The sequence below is a fragment of the Exiguobacterium undae DSM 14481 genome, from assembly GCF_000620805.1.
Classification (GTDB): domain Bacteria; phylum Bacillota; class Bacilli; order Exiguobacteriales; family Exiguobacteriaceae; genus Exiguobacterium_A; species Exiguobacterium_A undae.
In genome coordinates this window covers 1617157-1633966 of sequence record NZ_KK211187.1, presented here as the reverse complement: position 1 = coordinate 1633966, position 16810 = coordinate 1617157, and the positions used below count along the sequence as shown (strand labels likewise).

General features: G+C 47.7%; 25 protein-coding genes and 1 pseudogene. 15 read left to right on the top strand and 11 right to left on the bottom strand.

Annotated elements, in window-relative coordinates; translation table 11 throughout:
- Positions 1 to 21 precede the first annotated feature (21 nt).
- On the top strand, positions 22 to 525 hold the full coding sequence (locus P397_RS0109030; RefSeq protein WP_028106266.1) for a DUF1572 family protein: 504 nt from the start codon (positions 22 to 24) through the stop codon (positions 523 to 525).
- 43 nt (positions 526 to 568) lie between these two features.
- Here P397_RS0109030 and P397_RS0109025 read toward each other — a convergent pair whose 3' ends face one another.
- The gene (locus tag P397_RS0109025) at positions 569 to 832 is read right to left on the bottom strand and encodes a hypothetical protein (RefSeq protein WP_028106265.1); all 264 of its coding nucleotides are present in this window, start codon (positions 830 to 832) and stop codon (positions 569 to 571) included.
- Positions 833 to 924: 92 nt separating this feature from the next.
- On the opposite strand from P397_RS0109025, the gene P397_RS0109020 reads away from it, so the two are divergent.
- Positions 925 to 2235, top strand: coding sequence for a right-handed parallel beta-helix repeat-containing protein (locus P397_RS0109020; protein WP_028106264.1), 1311 nt, complete (start codon positions 925 to 927; stop codon positions 2233 to 2235).
- A gap of 118 nt (positions 2236 to 2353) precedes the next feature.
- Positions 2354 to 3232, top strand: a complete 879-nt coding sequence (locus P397_RS0109015; RefSeq protein ID WP_028106263.1) for a helix-turn-helix domain-containing protein — start codon at positions 2354 to 2356, stop codon at positions 3230 to 3232.
- Positions 3233 to 3294: 62 nt separating this feature from the next.
- Here the strand turns inward: P397_RS0109015 and P397_RS0109010 are convergent, their stop codons facing one another.
- A complete protein-coding gene (locus P397_RS0109010; RefSeq protein WP_035414132.1) occupies positions 3295 to 3510 on the bottom strand; it encodes a hypothetical protein in 216 nt (71 codons plus the stop codon).
- 134 nt (positions 3511 to 3644) lie between these two features.
- Between P397_RS0109010 and P397_RS0109005 the strand changes: the two genes are divergently transcribed.
- From P397_RS0109005 to P397_RS18130, 5 genes are all read left to right on the top strand, one after another.
- The gene (locus P397_RS0109005; RefSeq protein WP_012370394.1) at positions 3645 to 3833 is read left to right on the top strand and encodes a PspC domain-containing protein; all 189 of its coding nucleotides are present in this window, start codon (positions 3645 to 3647) and stop codon (positions 3831 to 3833) included.
- A 25-nt stretch (positions 3834 to 3858) separates the two neighbouring features.
- Positions 3859 to 4038, top strand: coding sequence for a hypothetical protein (locus tag P397_RS0109000; protein ID WP_028106261.1), 180 nt, complete (start codon positions 3859 to 3861; stop codon positions 4036 to 4038).
- An 18-nt stretch (positions 4039 to 4056) separates the two neighbouring features.
- Positions 4057 to 4878 (top strand): hypothetical protein, encoded by an 822-nt coding sequence (locus P397_RS0108995; protein ID WP_028106260.1) that lies wholly within the window; start codon positions 4057 to 4059, stop codon positions 4876 to 4878.
- Positions 4875 to 5351, top strand: coding sequence for a VOC family protein (locus P397_RS0108990; protein WP_028106259.1), 477 nt, complete (start codon positions 4875 to 4877; stop codon positions 5349 to 5351). Before P397_RS0108995 ends, P397_RS0108990 begins: the two co-directional genes overlap by 4 nt.
- A 300-nt stretch (positions 5352 to 5651) precedes the next feature.
- Positions 5652 to 6563, top strand: coding sequence for a methyl-accepting chemotaxis protein (locus P397_RS18130; protein ID WP_028106258.1), 912 nt, complete (start codon positions 5652 to 5654; stop codon positions 6561 to 6563).
- Between the two features lie 189 nt (positions 6564 to 6752).
- Here P397_RS18130 and P397_RS0108980 read toward each other — a convergent pair whose 3' ends face one another.
- The 3 genes from P397_RS0108980 to P397_RS0108970 form a co-directional block, all read right to left on the bottom strand.
- The gene (locus P397_RS0108980; protein ID WP_028106257.1) at positions 6753 to 7205 is read right to left on the bottom strand and encodes a GNAT family N-acetyltransferase; all 453 of its coding nucleotides are present in this window, start codon (positions 7203 to 7205) and stop codon (positions 6753 to 6755) included.
- Positions 7206 to 7338: 133 nt separating this feature from the next.
- Positions 7339 to 8547 (bottom strand): MFS transporter, encoded by a 1209-nt coding sequence (locus tag P397_RS0108975; protein WP_028106256.1) that lies wholly within the window; start codon positions 8545 to 8547, stop codon positions 7339 to 7341.
- Positions 8534 to 9148 carry an ArsR/SmtB family transcription factor gene (locus tag P397_RS0108970; protein ID WP_028106255.1) on the bottom strand — a complete coding sequence of 205 codons (615 nt, stop codon included), beginning with the start codon at positions 9146 to 9148 and terminating at the stop codon, positions 8534 to 8536. The genes P397_RS0108975 and P397_RS0108970 overlap by 14 nt, the downstream gene beginning before the upstream one ends.
- Positions 9149 to 9312: 164 nt before the next feature.
- Between P397_RS0108970 and P397_RS0108965 the strand changes: the two genes are divergently transcribed.
- Complete coding sequence (locus tag P397_RS0108965) at positions 9313 to 9732, top strand: SRPBCC domain-containing protein (RefSeq protein WP_028106254.1); 420 nt, start codon at positions 9313 to 9315, stop codon at positions 9730 to 9732.
- Positions 9733 to 9788: 56 nt separating this feature from the next.
- Here P397_RS0108965 and P397_RS0108960 read toward each other — a convergent pair whose 3' ends face one another.
- The 3 genes from P397_RS0108960 to P397_RS0108950 all read right to left on the bottom strand — a co-directional run bounded on the left by P397_RS0108960 (position 9789) and on the right by P397_RS0108950 (position 12456).
- Positions 9789 to 10874, bottom strand: a complete 1086-nt coding sequence (locus tag P397_RS0108960) for a TolB-like translocation protein (RefSeq protein WP_028106253.1) — start codon at positions 10872 to 10874, stop codon at positions 9789 to 9791.
- A 119-nt stretch (positions 10875 to 10993) separates the two neighbouring features.
- Positions 10994 to 11725 carry an ATP-binding cassette domain-containing protein gene (locus P397_RS0108955; protein ID WP_028106252.1) on the bottom strand — a complete coding sequence of 244 codons (732 nt, stop codon included), beginning with the start codon at positions 11723 to 11725 and terminating at the stop codon, positions 10994 to 10996.
- Positions 11726 to 11736: 11 nt separating this feature from the next.
- Complete coding sequence (locus P397_RS0108950) at positions 11737 to 12456, bottom strand: hypothetical protein (protein ID WP_028106251.1); 720 nt, start codon at positions 12454 to 12456, stop codon at positions 11737 to 11739.
- Between the two features lie 153 nt (positions 12457 to 12609).
- Here P397_RS0108950 and P397_RS0108945 point away from each other — a divergent pair, with 153 nt between their 5' ends.
- Both P397_RS0108945 and P397_RS0108940 read left to right on the top strand, forming a co-directional pair.
- Positions 12610 to 13176, top strand: coding sequence for a PadR family transcriptional regulator (locus tag P397_RS0108945; RefSeq protein ID WP_028106250.1), 567 nt, complete (start codon positions 12610 to 12612; stop codon positions 13174 to 13176).
- The gene (locus tag P397_RS0108940; protein ID WP_028106249.1) at positions 13148 to 13612 is read left to right on the top strand and encodes a DUF4188 domain-containing protein; all 465 of its coding nucleotides are present in this window, start codon (positions 13148 to 13150) and stop codon (positions 13610 to 13612) included. Before P397_RS0108945 ends, P397_RS0108940 begins: the two co-directional genes overlap by 29 nt.
- A gap of 47 nt (positions 13613 to 13659) precedes the next feature.
- Here P397_RS0108940 and P397_RS17775 read toward each other — a convergent pair whose 3' ends face one another.
- The gene (locus P397_RS17775; protein WP_081578956.1) at positions 13660 to 13818 is read right to left on the bottom strand and encodes a DUF1272 domain-containing protein; all 159 of its coding nucleotides are present in this window, start codon (positions 13816 to 13818) and stop codon (positions 13660 to 13662) included.
- 150 nt (positions 13819 to 13968) lie between these two features.
- On the opposite strand from P397_RS17775, the gene P397_RS0108935 reads away from it, so the two are divergent.
- From P397_RS0108935 to P397_RS0108920, 4 genes and pseudogenes are all read left to right on the top strand, one after another.
- On the top strand, positions 13969 to 14412 hold the full coding sequence (locus P397_RS0108935; RefSeq protein ID WP_028106248.1) for an Lrp/AsnC family transcriptional regulator: 444 nt from the start codon (positions 13969 to 13971) through the stop codon (positions 14410 to 14412).
- Positions 14413 to 14472: 60 nt separating this feature from the next.
- Positions 14473 to 15171 (top strand): annotated as a pseudogene (locus P397_RS17595) (phosphotransferase).
- 111 nt (positions 15172 to 15282) lie between these two features.
- A complete protein-coding gene (locus P397_RS0108925) occupies positions 15283 to 15492 on the top strand; it encodes a helix-turn-helix transcriptional regulator (protein WP_407636691.1) in 210 nt (69 codons plus the stop codon).
- Positions 15485 to 15973: a DUF6773 family protein gene (locus P397_RS0108920; RefSeq protein ID WP_028106246.1), complete on the top strand. Its 489-nt coding sequence runs from the start codon at positions 15485 to 15487 to the stop codon at positions 15971 to 15973. Before P397_RS0108925 ends, P397_RS0108920 begins: the two co-directional genes overlap by 8 nt.
- A gap of 60 nt (positions 15974 to 16033) precedes the next feature.
- Here P397_RS0108920 and P397_RS0108915 read toward each other — a convergent pair whose 3' ends face one another.
- Together P397_RS0108915 and P397_RS0108910 are read right to left on the bottom strand one after the other, a co-directional pair.
- Positions 16034 to 16234 carry a putative periplasmic lipoprotein gene (locus P397_RS0108915; RefSeq protein WP_028106245.1) on the bottom strand — a complete coding sequence of 67 codons (201 nt, stop codon included), beginning with the start codon at positions 16232 to 16234 and terminating at the stop codon, positions 16034 to 16036.
- A gap of 14 nt (positions 16235 to 16248) precedes the next feature.
- Complete coding sequence (locus P397_RS0108910) at positions 16249 to 16692, bottom strand: M50 family metallopeptidase (RefSeq protein WP_028106244.1); 444 nt, start codon at positions 16690 to 16692, stop codon at positions 16249 to 16251.
- Positions 16693 to 16810 lie beyond the last annotated feature (118 nt).

The following is a 16810-nucleotide window of genomic DNA, read 5'->3' as shown; positions in this document are numbered from 1 at the left end:
TAAGTAAAGGGAGGGAATGAAATGGCTTTTGAAGAGGTGTATTTGAAAGCAATTCAAGCGAGGTTCCGGGCCGTCCGGGAACCGGCGGAGCAGGCACTCGATTGGCTGAACGAGGAACAGTTCCATCAGATACTGGCACCGGATACGAACAGCGTCGCGTTGTTGATCCAGCATATGACGAACAATATGACCTCTCGTTGGACCGACTTTCTGACGACAGACGGAGAAAAGCCGGACCGCAACCGGGACGCCGAGTTCGTCGATCAGGGACACGATAAAGAAATCTTGCTAAAACTATGGAACGACGGCTGGCGACTTGTTGAATCAACGCTTGCTTCCCTGACAGCGGACGATTTGGAGCGGACCGTTTTGATCCGCGGTGAACCGCATCTTGTCGTTGACGCGATTGAACGGCAACTCGCGCATTATGCCTATCACACCGGACAGCTGATTTTTTTGATAAAAGTCCTGCTCGGACCGGACTTCAAACCGTTAACGATTCCCTTGCCGCATCAGCGGCACTGAACGAAACAGACCTGCCTCTTTTTACGAAGAGACAGGTCTGTTTTTATAGTGTATCGTCACTTGAACCGCCGACAGGAGTTGTCGACAAAGAAATCGTAAAAATACTTTCCTCTTTTTTAAGCTTCACGCTTTGAGGAGTCTGAATGTCATTCATCTCATTTCCTAACATCGTGGAACGGATACTGGATTGTTCGAGCGTCAACGGCAGTTCCGTCGATTGGACGACTTTTTTCGGCACAGCTTCTTCCGAACTGCAACCGGCGAGTAAAAGCGCCGATAGTGAACAGACGAGCATTTGTTTCAACATCCACTTTACGTCCTTTGTATGTAAATAAGATAAGTGTAAAGGATTGGATGTTATTTACAATCAGAAAAGTGTTCAAGGAAAGGAAGATTTACGTGAAAAAACGATTTATTCTTTTGCTGTCGCTCGGACTATTTGGCTGTTCGGCGACGTGGCAACAAGAACCGGCGGAGTCGACAGCTGCCAAAAAAGTTCTGTATGTCGCCCCGACCGGTAAGGATACGAATGCCGGTTCAATTAAACAACCGCTGAAAACGCTGAAACGAGCCAGTCAGCTCGCGAAAGCTGGAACGACGGTGTACCTCCGCAAAGGAACGTACACGGAAGCGTTGACGGTCAAGTACAGCGGGACGAAACAAGCACCGGTCGTCTTCAAGAATTATCAAAAGGAGAAAGTGGTGTTAAGTGGGAAGACGCTGAAGCAAAAAGACGGGGACACGGCACTCGTCCGGATCGAAAATCGACAGTACGTGACGATTCAAGGACTGGTTGTCGCAGACATCGAAACAACACGAACTAATGAGACGCCGATCGGAATGTTTGTCACCGGCACAGGGCGAAACATTCAATTGATCGACAATCAGGTCCGTCGGATCAAGACGAACGCCAAAGACGGCAACGCCCACGGGATTGCGATTTATGGGACCGGTCGCTTGAAGCAGATCACCGTCCGGGGAAATCGGGTCGAAGACAACCGGCTGGGCGCAAGCGAAGCCTTGGTGCTGAACGGCAACATCGACGGATTTTCCGTCACGAACAATATCGTTCGGCGCAACGATAACATCGGGATCGACTTAATCGGATATGAAGGGGTCGCAACGAATCCGGCAGAAGATTATGCACGGAACGGGACGATTGCCGGGAATGTTGTCTCCGACAGCTCAAGCTATGGCAATCCTTTTTACGGCAAGGAGTACAATGCAGCCGGTATTTATGTCGACGGCGGGAAACAGCTGACAATCGAAAACAATACCGTCGAGCGGAATGATATCGGCATCGAAGTAACGAGTGAACATGCGGGGAAATACGCAGAACAAGTCACGGTCCGCGGCAATCTGGTCAAACAAAACCGCTTTACCGGCATTTCAATCGGCGGATACGACAAGAAGCGGGGTGGAACGAAACAGGTCCGGATTACGGCCAATCAAGTCACCGGCAATGATACGAAAGGGCTGGAAGGGGGACAACTGCTGGTTCAGCATGATGTCCGCGATAACCGGATTGACCGCAATACGTTTACGACTGGGCAAGATAATCTGTTTGTCGCCCATTTTTTCAAAACGAGTTCCGGCAATCAATTCGAACAGAACACCTATCGATTGGCTAATGGAACAGCGAAACGCTGGATTTGGCAGGATCAAGAATACCGTACTCAGTCTGCTTTTGAGCGGGCAGTCCAAAAATAAACGGAAAAAGTCGACGGATTGTCGGCTTTTTTGCGAAAAGACCGCAAAAAATATCAAAATAAATTACGCATACACGATTACAATGAATACAGAAACAAGAAATGGGGGGGGAGTTCTCATGAAGGAACAGGATTGGCGGGAAACCATGCGTTACATCGAGGCACATCTATACAAACAAGATTTAATGGAGCGGTTGCCCGCTTCTGTGCAGTATTCTTCTTTTCATTTTGGAAGACTGTTTAAAAAACGGATTGGACAGACGATAGGGGAGTACATTCGGATCAGACGTGTGACGGACAGCGCACGAATCTTGCGGACGACAGACAACGAGATTTTAGATCTTGCGCTTCATTGTGGCTATCAGTCGCAAGAAGCCTTTACCCGTGCCTTTAAAGGACAATACGGATTACCGCCACGGCGCTATCGCCAAATCATGAGTACATTAACCGATAAGGAGAGACGGCATATGCAAACCAATCAACCAACAGGATGGTTCTTGAGCGGGACCGACACTGAAGAATATCAGTTTGAAATGGACTCGGATATCGTACATCAAGGAGTTCAGTCCGGAAAATTAAGCCACATGTCCAAAAAGAAGGCGAAAGGTAAATTCGCGACAATGATGCAAAGCATTCAGGCGGTCGATTACCGCGGGAAACGGATGATGTTCGCCGGTTTTCTAAAGACGGAGAAGGCAGGACGGGCGGGTGCATGGTTTCGGGTCGATGATATCAGCGGTGATCCGCTACAGTTTGATAATATGTCCGGCCGTTCATTGCATGATTCAACCGACTGGACATATTGCGCCATTGTGCTGGATGTTCCAGAAGAAGCCTTGTCGCTTCACTTCGGTTTTTTACTCGAGGAAGCAGGAACAGTTTGGGCGGACTCATTTTCTTTTCATGAAGTTGAGCGTAGTATTCCAACAACGAACCAACTGGGTCAAACGTCGTTACCGCGTACACCGGTCAATCTGACATTTGATGAAAGGGAATAAAAAAAGACGTTACTTTCCGAACGGGGAAGTAACGTCTTTTTAATCGTATAGGGTGCATCTTCTCAAGAGTTATACCCAAGGAATAGCGTAAAGAGTAACAAGCCGGCTGAAACGACAATGCAGACTAAACAAACGATGGTCGTAAACAGACGCAGCGGCATCGACAAGGCAAGACGTCTTTTCCATACCGTAAAGACGACGACCGCACTTCCCATCATCAGTAATGCGAGAATCGTGACCGGAACGGCTCGCTCTTGGAGTAAATACCAGATATCCATCTCATCGTTCCTTTCTAGCGAATGCTGGTTCGACGAGGTTGCCCCCTGCAAACAAGTCGCTGTTGCGTTATACTAATTATTGTAACATATGGATGATTAACCCAACATACGATTAGAGAAAGAAGGAGAGACGATTGGCACAATCATTACGCAGATCAGCGACGGACCGATCGATTCAAGGGGTGTGCGGCGGACTCGCGGAACACTTCGGTATCTCGTCATTGGCCGTCCGCCTGATTTTCATTGTCATTCCGCTTCCGATCAATTTAATCATTTACATGATTCTCGCAAATGCGATGGCGGATGCGCCAAGAACATTGTAGCACCTATTCGAAAGGGGGGATGAACATGGCAACCTCGAATCTGATGATCCGCATCTTGATGATTGTATGCGGCGCCTTAATCGGCTTAAGCATTGTGTACGCTGTGAAAGGAACGTTTGACGGCAGTGTCTTACTCGGATTTGTGATTGGAGCGGTCATTTTCGCACTGATTTATTATACAGTGATGCGTCTCAGAAAACAGTAAACACAGGGGGGAAATTCGATGCAGTATTTGATTTGTACGACGTGCGGAGTACAGATGGATGAAAACATGACGCGGGACGACATCTGTCCGATTTGTACGGATGAGCGGCAATACGTCAATCCGAACGGTCAGTCGTGGACGACGCTTTCGGACATGATTTCGTCCGGGACGTATCAGACGACGGTGACAGAAGAACAACCGGGACTTCAAAGTCTGGTCACGACGCCGAAGTTCGGAATCGGACAGACGGCTTATCTTGTCACGGGAACGAAACGGGTTCTTTGGGATTGTGTAACCTATCTCGATCAGACCGTCATCGATGCAGTAGGTCAACTCGATGCGATGGCGTTATCGCATCCGCATTATTATGCGACTCAGGTCGAATGGGCGGAAACATTTGGTATCCCGCTGTATATCCACGAAGCGGATCAAGAGTGGGTGACGCGACCGAGTAAACAGATTGTTTTCTGGTCCGGTGACCAACTTGCGTTAAGTGAGGATGTCATCTTACACCGGATCGGCGGTCATTTTGACGGGGCGACCGTTCTCGAATGGACGACCGGCAACGATGGTCGCGGGATTTTACTGACGGGAGATATCGTCCGTGTCGTCGCCGACCGGGCGTGGGTCAGCTTCATGTACAGTTATCCGAACCTGATTCCGTTACCGGCAACGACCGTCGCTGAAATGGCGTCCGCCTTAAAAGACGTCCGCTTTAACCAGATTTACGACGCGTTCCATAAAATCGTTGTTACGGATGCGAATGCAGCCGTCGCCCGTTCGGCAAGCCGCTATATTGCGGCGTTGAACGGACACGTGAAGGAACGTGAACGGCGATGATTCTTGGCCTATATGAAGCACATCTGCCCGTCAGCGACTTACAGCGGTCCATCGCGTTTTATAGGGGACTCGGATTGAAGCTTGATCACATCGTGGATGAAAAAATCGCCTTTCTTTGGATTGTTGAAGAGCAAAGCTGGCTTGGTCTCTGGCAAGCGGACCAAGTCGGGTTGCCGTATCATCCGTCGATCCGGCATATCGCCTTTCAAGTCTCGCTCGACGGCTTGCGAGATTCGGTTCGTTGGCTGACGGAGCGTGGTTATACGCCACGTAAGGCATTCGGTTTTGAAGGGACGGAACCGTTCGTCATGCCGATTGCCCAGCATGCTCATGCGAAAATTCATTTTAATGATCCGGACGGAAACAGTCTCGAGTTCATCACGAAGCTCGATAATCCGCTCGGTGCGAAGGATTATATGTACTTAAGTGAATGGGAGACTCTTTTAAATGAACGTGGTTTTACCCTGAAATAGTAAGTCCTCCTCGATTCTTCGTGAATCGGAGAGGGCTTTTTTTATGCATCGGAGCTTCAAGAACCACTTCCTGACGAAAGCAGTTCGTGATTGGTAATAAGTTGCAAAGAAAGGAGTAGATATTCCTAAAAAAGACCTCTTTTGAGAAAGGGGTCAATGTTTTTATTAAATTGAGCAGATTGATTTGAAGGGGAAATGGGACTTGTTATGATAAATGGCAAACAAAAACGTTTTTCTATAAAATAGTTTCGTAACTAAATGGATGAAATTTGAAATGATGACCTGAAGGAGATTAACCACGTGACGACACCTCAACTAACAAACCCAACCCTTGCTTCTGCTGATATTCTGGAAGCCCTGACCCACAATGTCGCAATGATTCGTTTTGATACGCAACGCCGGGTCGTTGATGTCAACGACTTGTTCGCGAAGACGATGAAGTACAAACGCGATGAGATGATTGGCATGCACCACCACCTGTTTTGCCGAGCGGATTTTGCAAACAGTGAGGCGTATCAGAAATTATGGAGCAAACTACTGGCCGGTTTCAGCTCGGCTGATAAAATCGAACGGATTGACGCCCGTGGCGACTCGATTTGGCTGGAAGCGACCTATATGCCGATTTATGAAGCAAACAAAGTCGTCGGCGTCGTCAAGATCGCTTCTGATATCACGGACCGGCAAGAAACCATCCAGGAGTATGCGACGTCTTTTGCCGACATCGCAACGGATCTGGATGCCCGTTCCGTGCAAGGCAAACAGGAAAGCCGGCAACTCAAACAAACGATCGAGAAGATGGCGGATGATGCCAAGGAAAATTTACGGACCTTAACGAATCTGCAGGAACAGTCTTCCGAAATCACAAAAATCACCGGGACGATCAAAGAGATTGCCGCCCAGACCAACTTATTGTCGCTGAACGCCTCGATCGAAGCAGCACGCGCCGGTGAGCACGGAAGCGGCTTTAATGTTGTCGCGACGGAAGTCCGTAATCTCTCAAAACTCGTTGAGCTCGCCGTCATTAACGTCCGCGACACGACGGAACAGATGAACAAGGAACTGGAGCGGATTCAACAGGGCATCACGCGGGCAAATGCCGATGCCTCGTCCAGTGTCTCCGTCATGGAAGAGACGTTGCAACGGTTTGAGACCGTCAGCGAATCAGCGCATGAACTGAATGAAACGGCAAAAAAATTCACGACAGTCATATAAACGCAAAAGTCATGCCCTAAGTTCGGACATGACTGAAGACAAAGTGGTGGTTCTTCTCTTTATCAAGAAGGACCACTTTTTGTCGCTTCGAATCGTTTTTCTGGGACAAACTTCATTGCACGAATTACTCCTTCTGTGTTTCCATTCATGATAGACGACGAGTTGTTCTAGGGGAGTATGGAGAGACTCTTATACGTCTTGAGATAACCGAATCATATCTGTGCACCGGATACCGTTTTCCATAATGTCTTTTTCGTAATGCCGCAAGAAGAAATTTAGATCAACTCCAACAATCCGAAATCCACATTTTTGATAAAGTGCCAACTGGCCAATGCTTGAATTTCCTGTCCCGATTTCGATGGTTGTGTAGCCCATCGCTTGCGCGGTTTGGATTGCATGTTTTAAGAGATATTTTCCGACGCCGTTGCCTTGATACTTCTCGTCTACTGCAATATTTACGATTTCGATCGTTTGCGGTCTCGTGGGTAGAAGCACATGTACCCCAATCAGTTGATTCCTTGTTTCAGCTACGAAACAACGACCTCTTTTCAAATATTCTTCGATTAGTTTCTGAGACGGGTCCGCTAATAGCAAAAGCTCCATCGGAGAATTCTCATGAGCTGACAGTTGACGGATGTTTATATTCATACAGGCATCCTCCTCACGGATTAGTTTTGTTTCAATGGCTCATGATTCTTCGTTCCTGTTTATTCATTTCGACAAGTTAAAGTCATATACCCCCGAAACGGGCGGGACATGACTTTTTTTGACGCGTTCACCGAATCCGAACGAAGGCAACACACACTACAATCAGGATACCGCAACTACACAAAAACAGAATCTGTTCGAGACGGACATCAAATGACAGCGAAAGAGACAAGGCCGCATAAGACAATGGAACCAAGCCGTTTGACGAGGCGTTGACAAGGCTCATGACCCGTCCCATCATCTGTGGCCGTGTCGTCGTTTGAATCGTCGTCAAAATCAGAACATTGATGATGGAGGAGATGCCTCCCATTGTCAGCAGCAGCAGAACGCCTTGCCAGACGTGTCCGATTTGTCCGAGTAACCCAAGACCGACTCCAAGCAGACCAATCAACGACAGCAACAGGCGAAACGACTGGTTGATCGAGTGATTGAAGCCGATCCAGGCAGCCCCAAGCAGCATGCCGAGCTGATACGCACCTTGGAGATAACTTAGATCAAGAGCTTCACCCAATAAAACCCGGTCGACCAACAGGGGAATCCCCATCAGCAAAGGACCAAAAAAGAAGAAGTTGATGATAATCAGCAGGAAGAGAATCCGTTTTAAGTATGGGTCGGCAAACACATAATGAAATCCTTGCACGAGCTCAAGCCAAGCGGAGGTCCGAGTCGGATTGGCGACGGGATGTTCGCGAATGAAAAAGGTAGAGATCGAAGCGAGCAAAAGAAACAGTGCAATCGTCAAAAATATGAAACGGAACGATGAGAAGGTCAGCAGTACGCCGCCGAGCAACGGACCGGAGAACAACGCCATCTGATTGGAGGTTTGAAGAATTGAATTGGCCCGTGTCAGATCTTCTTTCGAAACGAGAAGGGGCAACAGGGACGCACTGGCAGGGGAGAAGAACGCATCGATACAACCGAATGTAAAAGCAAATACAGCGAGTGGAACGATCGTCAACAGCTCGAGGTGATAGACGGACAGCAACAGCAGAACAAAGGTGAATCGCAGCAGACTGGAATAGCGTAAAATGATTGATTTCTTGAATCGATCGGCAATCACGCCGCCGATTACCATCAAGAATATCCGCGGCAACAATGTCAGCATCAAGACGAGACCTAAATAAGCATCAAGTTTCAAGACGCGGAGGATATACCATTGCTCGGCAAATAAGTAGGTCGATAAGGCGAGGAAGGAACAGGTGCTGGCGAGCCAAAGCGCTCGAAACGAACGGTTCCGCAAGAGCGGGTGATGCGTTTTTTGCTCAGTCGCCTGCATGTCTTCCCTCCTCGTCCGCTTGAACTAACGGTGCATCAATCTCAAACGCCGTCGCCATCACGTAATATAATTTTTTGTCCGCTTCGGATGAAAGATCCTGTTCGATGTCCTGCAACAGTTCCCGGTACCGTTTCGTAAACGTCAAGAATTGCTGAGGTGAAAGTCGAAGTTCTTGTTGGAACGACAAGCTTTCCCAGTCCTCTACGTCAGAGGAACGCGGTGCAAACGAGCGGTCAGGCGCCGTCAAGACACGTGTTTTCGCCCGGTCAAGCACCTCGACATAAGACTGGCGTGTCGCTTGTTTCGTCTCAACAAGGTTCAGGAGATGATCAGCCGGAATGAATCCGCGGGCGACGGCCTGATAAAACTTCAATACATTTCCGCCTCGGACTTCTTCCTCGACAAGTTGAATCAACTGATACTTTTCGAGTTCCCGCAGATGATACAAAATCTTTGCCCGGGAGACGTCAAGTTTTTGGGCCAATTGCTGACCGGTATGTGGCTGTTCAATCAGATGCATCAGCATTTTTGTCCGCATCGGATCACTGATGACTTTGAGTTGGTCGTACTGTTCGAGAATCAAAATCGCCTGCTGTTCCATTATTAACACTCCTTTTTATTAACTGGTTAACTTTTATTAACTGTAAAGTTAGTATACCTGAATGATTGACAAAATAAACCATTTTTCTTAAAAGAAGGATTTGCTCAGTTAAAGCAGAACGTTAAACAAGGAACAGATTCTGAACTTACAGAGGAGTGATTCACATGAACCATGCTCAAGAAATTCAAATCCAGACCGTAATCCAACGTCCTGTCGCCGAAGTCTGGACGTATTGGACGGAACCGGAACACATCAAAGCCTGGAATGCCGCCTCGGACGATTGGCATACGACAGAAGCGACGAATGATGTTCAGGCAGGTGGTCGTTTTTCCAGTCACATGGCGGCAAAGGATGGAAGTGTCGGCTTTGATTTTTCCGGTGTCTACCTAGAGGTGATTCTTTATGAAAAATTAGCGTACACGATTGACGACGGACGCCACGTGACGATTCTGTTTACGGCAAATGGTGATGAAACGGAAGTTGTCGAAACATTTGAAGCGGAGTCGACGAATCCGCCCGAAATGCAACAAGCGGGCTGGCAGGCGATTCTTGACCGTTTTAAAGCGTACGCGGAGCAACAGTGAATGGAAAGAAGGCGACAAAACCCGTTCCATGACAGGACGGGTTTTTGTGTTTTTCCTTATTTTTTGAGTTGTATGAGGTGGAAATGTAATGTTCCGTCATCCCGAAGCATACTGTAACCGAGTCGACCGTTCGTGAAAACCGGTTTCGAATACTCGCCTTCCTTGTCCGTCAGTGGGACAACCGTCCCGTTTATCAGGTCCGCATAAAGAAGTTGATGCTGTTCTTCCCGGAAGACGACATGATCGGATGACAGGAAACAAAAGGCATCAACCAGATCATACGGTTCTGGCGTCGTATAGTAATACGATGTCCGGTTCGATCCATGCGATTGGAACAGAGCGTTTCCTTCCGCACCCGTTGCGAGATAGTGCCGTCCATAAGCAAAATCAAGCGGCATCGTGGCTTTTTTGATCGTTTTTCCAGAAAGTGTCGTGTAGGCGGTCGTTTTCTCATCCGCTTTGTACGTGGTTTGATCTAGAAGAATTCCGCCGTCTCCGTCCCTGAGATGTTGCGCATATGCTCCAGTCCGGGTTGCTGTTTCCTTCAACGTCAGTGTTTTTTGTGTCGTGACGTACCCGGTCGCTGCATCATATTTTTGGACGAGCGACTGTGTCTGACGGTTCTTTTTCAGATGCTTGATCCAGGAGACATGCGTCGCTGCCGTCTGCAAATCGGGGTAAAAATGCAACGGCTCGGTTCCTTGATCCAGTTGTTGGATGGAACCGGTGGCTAAATCCATGGTCTCGAGTGTCCATGTGCTGTCATTCGCATGATCTTGATAACGGATCCAGAATAACTGCCGTCCGACACCAACCAGTTTGTAAATGGATTGCTTCGTCGTATACAATTGTTGCAGCTTTTGATCCGTTAAGGAATAACGGAAAATGAAGTTGTTTTTCTCGTTTGAGGCGTAAAAATACAAGGCGGTTTCATCGATGTAGCTCGGACCGGACAGGTAAGGATACCGCTGATAGAAAGCCGTTAAATCGTAACTGTTGCTTTGTCCGAGCGGCGAAAACGTCTCACTTCGGATCAATTCTTTTGGTGCTGGAACCGGAAGCGTTGGTTCCGATTCCGGTTGACTGCATCCGGCAAGCAGCAGGACAAAACTAAATAAGCTGAGTTTTAAAAAATAAGGCATAGCAAAAAACTCCCGTTCTGTTTTAGGAAAATGAAAACTCTATTAGTGTATAGGGAAACGAATCCATTGCCCTAAAAAAGAAGAGGAGCTTACAAGAATGTAAGAAAAACACGATTCCCTTAAGGCATCGTGTTGGCACGTTCCGGTTCAGTTGCGAGGTCAAGCATTTTTGTGAACGCGACGTCCGGATCGCTCGTTTGAAACGTCTGTAACCAGTCCTGAAAATCTCCTTCATAGACAATCGACCCGTCATGCAAGAAAATGACATGCGCATCCGTGTGCAATAAGTCATGCAGCTGATGAGTCGAAAACAAACAGGTCCGACCGTCGGCAATCAACTTTTCGAATCGGCGCATGATGTGCAGGCGGGTGGCGGGATCCACACCGCTCGTCGGTTCATCAAACATGTACAATGCGCGGGGGATCGTCGTCAACAACGTGACGAACAACCATTTCTTTTCGCCAGCCGACATCTTCCCGACCTTCATTTGCCACAGATGATGGAATAAATCGATTTCGCGTCGGCTCTGTAAAGAAGCACTGTAGGTCGTTTGTTTTTTAAAATCAGTGAGTTGGGCGAGCCGACCGATGAAATAGGCGACGTCCTTTCCCTTTAATTCATCGGAATAATAGATGGATTGCGTCAGATAGAGGATATCGGATTGGTCCGGCAGGGCAATGTCACCTGCCTGCGGACGCAAGGCACCCGTCATACAGTCAAATAAAGTGGTTTTCCCGGAGCCGTTCATGCCAATCAACACATTGAGCTTGTTTGGTTGTAGCGTAAACGTCACGTCATGTAATAACGCACGGGACTTTGGATAAGCAAATTGCAGGTGTTGAACAAACATGGGTTTCCTCCTTAACGGGTCAAGATGGACAATAAGTTAAAACGTTTGATGGCGAAAAGACCGCTCAGCAGATAAAGAATCAGCGCCAACAGCAAAGTCAGTCCGTCGACTGACACATCGAGGTCTTTGAAAAAGTGAAGGATCTCAAACGACAACTGACGGATCGTATAAAACGGATTTAAGTAACTGAACCACTGCTCGCTCTGGCGGGTCGACACTAAAAACAACGGATACATGACGATATTGGCAAGTGTCGCCATGCTGGAGATCTTAAACGGCACAAGTGTCAGCAATGTACTCGCAAAAGCGAGCGGCAGGCTGCCGAGCAGGACGAGCAGGGAAAGACCGATCAGTTGAAACGAAAAGAAGCCTGTCACGAGCGACACCGTCACCGTAAAGAAGACGAGACTGACCGCGGCGAACACGACTTGGACAAGAATCATCGCAAGAATACAGCTCAGCTTATCTCCGGAAATCATGATATAGGTTTTCATCAACCCTCGTTCCCGCATCCGGGCCAGTTGGAGTCCGATTCCGTTCAAGTACGTCGATAAGATGATATAGCCCCAGAACAGCGGGATGAAGGACAGGAAGTCGGCATATGTAAAGTCATTTTGGGTGCCATACGCCAGTGCGAGCACAAGCGGCAGTCCGATCGTCCACAAAAAAGGGATTTTGTCCGTCACCATGATTTTTAAATACAGGATGAAGTAACTTTGAATCGCGTGCATCATGAACCTCCTTTGTTAATAATTGTAAATAGGGTAACATACTTGGTGAAAGAAATGAAATCAACTGTTAAAAATTCTGAATATTCGTTTAGTAACTGAAAGACCGGGAATATATATCTAAAAGATACTATCTAAAAGATATAGGAGAAACCGATGCCAAAAGAAAACATGACCCGGTATGCGATTTTAGGGCTGCTTGCGAGCGGTTGTACGTCAGGCTACGAAATGAAGCATACGATTGATACAAGTCTCAATCACTTTTGGAAGATCAGCTTCGGACAGGTCTATCCGATGTTGAAGACGTTGGCGCAAGAGGGACTAATTGAAGAGACGAGTGAAGGGGACGACCGGAAGACATTCATTTTGACGCCGGACGGAGAGGCCGCCCTCAGGCGCTGGGTCGAGGAGCCGACGACCGAACTGCCGGTTCAGCGGAATGAACTGTTGCTGAAGCTTTATTTTGCCCGTCATGAGTCAAAAGAAACGACGATTCAAAAAATTGACCAGCATGCCGCTCTGCTCCGGGAACGGTTGGAGACGTACCACATGATTGAACAAACGATTCGTGCCTCTCCTGAAACAAACGAAGCAATGTATTGGCTGTTGACGCTCGATTACGGTAAACGGAAGACACAAGCCTTGCTCGAATGGTGTGCTGCGTCGATTCAGACACTTGAAGGAGGAAAAGACGATGAAACGCGTGATCGCGACACCGAATGAAGACGTCGTCGTATTTATCATCGGGTTACGGATTAACCGTCTGCGAGCGGTCCAGAAATGGTTACCGGCCGTTCAGGCGATGACACCGATGATCAAGGAATGTTATGAACAGCAGGTCGGTTTGTTGTCGCATGAGATGCTCGTCGGTTGGCGGTCAGTCACGTTGATTCAGTATTGGCGTTCCTCCGACGCTCTGATTGCCTATTCGCACGGCAACCGTCACCTGACAGCGTGGAAACAGTTTAATCAGTCGGCCCGGGCAAGTCATGCCGTCGGGATTTTCCATGAGACGTTTGAAATCAGCAATTACGAGACGATGTATGTCAATCTGCCGACGCGGGGACTGGCAAAAGCGGTCGGAGAAAGTACGATTCAGAAACATCAGGAACAGGCGAAGGACCGGTTGGCCGAACGCAAGGTGTCGACACGTGAATAACGAAAGGAGGGAGCGGATTCCAATGATCCGCTCCCTTGCTGTATGTATTACTGTTCTACCCGGACTAATGTTTCTCCGCAATTTTGACAAATCGAATTCATCGTCTCGGTACACTCTTTGCAAAAGGTACAGTTGTGCGAACAGTGGTACGTTTCCTGACCATCTTCAAATGTCTCCGCACAGCGGGTGCAATTTGTTGCCTGCATGTCGTTCACCTCACGTCTCGTTTGATCTGTCTTCATTGTACGAAAGAAAAACGGGACCGGACAGCTGGTTTTGTTTGTTTTTCAGTAGCTTCACCTGAAAATGAATGGTAATTTTAAGATATGTCTTCATAATATTAGGAGGTTAGGGAAATGGACGAAATTGATCACGAAATTATCCGGGCGTTGCAGGCAGACGGGCGGATGTCATGGACGGAACTCGGTAAAACGGTGGGTCTTTCGACGCCTGCCGTCAACGAACGCGTCAAGAAACTCGAGGACCGTGGTGTCATCGAAGGATACCGTGCCGTCATCAATCCTGTTGCGCTTGAAAAAACCATCATGGCGATTTTGATGTTCGAAGATACGCGATGCGACGCGTTTATCGCGTTTTGCAAAGACCATCCGGATGTCGTCGAGTGCCACCGGCTCGCCGGAACGTTTAACTTCATGGTCAAATTGTATACGCCGTCCGTCAAGACACTGGAAACGTTTATCGATGCTTCGATGAAGTACGGAAAACCGTCGACCTGGATCCGGTTGTCGTCACCCGTCGCGTTTAAGGCGTTTACGGTCGGAGATGGGATTTTGATATGAACGTTTCTATTAAACAACGAATTGAACAACAAGTCGGTTTGATCCATTCGATCCATCCCGTTGCCGCGCAGGGGGGGAACAGCCGTCGTCTACTACGTAAAAACGTTAAACGGGACCTATATCCTCAAACAGGCAAGCTTACCCCGATACCGCGAGTGGTTGGCGCAGGAAGCGACAGTGATGCAGACGTTCAAGTCACAACATATCAATATCCCGACTTATATTGATTATATGGAAGACGAGCAACAGGCTTATTTACTGATGTCCTACATAGCAGGTGAGACGTTGACAACGGCACTGGCGAATGCTTCCGAACTGCAGCGTCTTGAGCTGATTCGTGCATTTGGACGGTTCCTCCGACAGCTTCATACGAGGGAGACTAGCTCCACCCATTCTTCAAAAGACTGGCTGAATAAACAGCTGCTTCAAGCCGATCACTATATTAAACAGGGATGGACAAGTGGTTCAAGCGAGTTACTTAACGCGTTATCCACCAAGCAGCCGGAACCTGTTCCGGAGACGTGAATACACGGAGATTGTACGACGGACAATCTGTTGGTCCGAGACAACGCAATCGTTGCATTTATCGATGTAGCCGGAATGACGGTCGGCGATCCCCGCTACGATGAAGCCTTGGCGACACGATCTTTTCGAAAGGATATCCAGATGCTTGATGCGTTCTATTCCGGATATGGATTTCCACCAATCTCAGAAGAAACATTCCGCTATTTCGATAATGGATTGTATGAATTTTATTAAAAAGTAAATCATAGAATCAGTTTATGATCAGAAGAATGTCATTTATACATTGCATATGTTAACTATATATGACATACTGAAAAAGGAAAATCTTTGAAGTAGGTGAGTAACATGAGTCCAAGCATGAGTCCGATGAAATCAAAACGAATGGAACAAGGATGGACGCAACAACAATTGGCCGATCGTGTGAAGGTGACACGTCAAACTATTGCCCTGATTGAAGCGCGTAAATTTAATCCGAGCCTGAAGCTGTGTCTTGAGATTGCCTATGCGTTGCACACTGATTTAAATACGCTATTTTGGGAGGAAGCCGATGAATAAGTTAAAACAATGGTTAGGGATTGAAACTGTAGCGGATGAACGGACACAGATGAGGGAGTTGCGGGCGTTTCATCAGGCCGGACTGTTTATCGTCGTCCTGGCGATGCTTGACCTGATTGTCCGGGGATTCATTTTGGACCGTCCGGCTTCACATTGGGGAGCCAGTCTTGTCTATGTCATCGTATATGTCTTATATGCGTTAGCGAAAATGGCACTAGAAGGGGTTTATGATACGGAAGTCGATGACGAACGCAGTTTCAAGAAGAAAATGAAACAACATTTTTGGACACACCTTACCGGCGGTCTCTTTTTTGCAATCGTCATGCTTTTCCTGCGCGGGATGCCGGACACTTTAAATGACTGGTTGAAAGTACTGGCGACATTCGTTGTCGTAATCGCATTCTTGCAACTGTACGAATGGGTCTTCACAAAAATCTCATTACGCCGGACACAAAAAGAACTGGATCAGTCCGATTCTTAAATCAATACAAAATAGCGGCTGGTTCCTGATTTGTCTAGGAGTGGCCGCTATATCTTTTCATCAAGTACAACACTTTGTCGCTTGATCGACCTGATCTTGCGGGATCAGTAATTGGTCGCCCTTGACTGTAAACTCGATGCCATTGGCTTTCAGCCGCTCGATTTGAGCCGGTGTATTTTCACCCCACGGAACGGTTTTCGGTTGCTCGGAAGTACATCCGACGAGCAGTAGACTACTTGCGAACAGCAATGGTTTTAACATGAACTCAACTCCTGTCAGGATATTCGTTGATTTTTGTTGAAAAACAGTTGCTTCAACTGCAGTCCGTCGCTTGAAACACCACTTGTCAAGCGGATCGGAATCAGATTTAACAGGACGAAAATGACTGACATCTGAATGAAGGGCAGAGCCAACAGATGCATAATTGGGCTTGGAAAGAGCTGACTTAGAATAAAGACGAATACACCACCGATAAAGTTGGCACCAACTCCACCGAGTAACATCGCTGCTCGTTGTCCGCGACGGCGCGGAATCTCTGACGGGTGAGATTGGTAGAATCCCTCCCAAAATTGCTTTCGGGCGACGGAAAAATGACCGATGCGTAAGAAGGGTTCGCCTTTCCCGATCGAAACTGATTTTAGCCTCAGACCAATCAGGCGGCCGACGATCGCATGCCCGTATTCGTGCAGAATCAGGCTGGGGAAGTAAAAGCAAAACATGATCAGATTGAACCAGAGTAAGTGTATGTTTCTCCTCCTCTCGTTCACAAACATAACAAAAAATGGATAATTCATGCAACTTACATAGTTGTAATCGATTTACATCTAAATCGAAAAG

Bases quoted from the DNA above. Each gene is read 5' to 3' on its own strand.
- P397_RS0109030 (WP_028106266.1), top strand. From the start codon at position 22: ATGGCTTTTGAAGAGGTGTATTTGAAAGCAATTCAAGCGAGGTTCCGG.
- P397_RS0109025 (WP_028106265.1), bottom strand. From the start codon at position 832: ATGTTGAAACAAATGCTCGTCTGTTCACTATCGGCGCTTTTACTCGCC.
- P397_RS0109015 (WP_028106263.1), top strand. From the start codon at position 2,354: ATGAAGGAACAGGATTGGCGGGAAACCATGCGTTACATCGAGGCACAT.
- P397_RS0109010 (WP_035414132.1), bottom strand. From the start codon at position 3,510: ATGGATATCTGGTATTTACTCCAAGAGCGAGCCGTTCCGGTCACGATT.
- P397_RS0109000 (WP_028106261.1), top strand. From the start codon at position 3,859: ATGGCAACCTCGAATCTGATGATCCGCATCTTGATGATTGTATGCGGC.
- P397_RS0108995 (WP_028106260.1), top strand. From the start codon at position 4,057: ATGCAGTATTTGATTTGTACGACGTGCGGAGTACAGATGGATGAAAAC.
- P397_RS0108990 (WP_028106259.1), top strand. From the start codon at position 4,875: ATGATTCTTGGCCTATATGAAGCACATCTGCCCGTCAGCGACTTACAG.
- P397_RS0108975 (WP_028106256.1), bottom strand. From the start codon at position 8,547: ATGCAGGCGACTGAGCAAAAAACGCATCACCCGCTCTTGCGGAACCGT.
- P397_RS0108970 (WP_028106255.1), bottom strand. From the start codon at position 9,148: ATGGAACAGCAGGCGATTTTGATTCTCGAACAGTACGACCAACTCAAA.
- P397_RS0108965 (WP_028106254.1), top strand. From the start codon at position 9,313: ATGAACCATGCTCAAGAAATTCAAATCCAGACCGTAATCCAACGTCCT.
- P397_RS0108960 (WP_028106253.1), bottom strand. From the start codon at position 10,874: ATGCCTTATTTTTTAAAACTCAGCTTATTTAGTTTTGTCCTGCTGCTT.
- P397_RS0108955 (WP_028106252.1), bottom strand. From the start codon at position 11,725: ATGTTTGTTCAACACCTGCAATTTGCTTATCCAAAGTCCCGTGCGTTA.
- P397_RS0108950 (WP_028106251.1), bottom strand. From the start codon at position 12,456: ATGCACGCGATTCAAAGTTACTTCATCCTGTATTTAAAAATCATGGTG.
- P397_RS0108945 (WP_028106250.1), top strand. From the start codon at position 12,610: ATGCCAAAAGAAAACATGACCCGGTATGCGATTTTAGGGCTGCTTGCG.
- P397_RS0108940 (WP_028106249.1), top strand. From the start codon at position 13,148: ATGAAACGCGTGATCGCGACACCGAATGAAGACGTCGTCGTATTTATC.
- P397_RS17775 (WP_081578956.1), bottom strand. From the start codon at position 13,818: ATGCAGGCAACAAATTGCACCCGCTGTGCGGAGACATTTGAAGATGGT.
- P397_RS0108935 (WP_028106248.1), top strand. From the start codon at position 13,969: ATGGACGAAATTGATCACGAAATTATCCGGGCGTTGCAGGCAGACGGG.
- P397_RS0108925 (WP_407636691.1), top strand. From the start codon at position 15,283: ATGAGTCCAAGCATGAGTCCGATGAAATCAAAACGAATGGAACAAGGA.
- P397_RS0108920 (WP_028106246.1), top strand. From the start codon at position 15,485: ATGAATAAGTTAAAACAATGGTTAGGGATTGAAACTGTAGCGGATGAA.
- P397_RS0108915 (WP_028106245.1), bottom strand. From the start codon at position 16,234: ATGTTAAAACCATTGCTGTTCGCAAGTAGTCTACTGCTCGTCGGATGT.
- P397_RS0108910 (WP_028106244.1), bottom strand. From the start codon at position 16,692: ATGTTTTGCTTTTACTTCCCCAGCCTGATTCTGCACGAATACGGGCAT.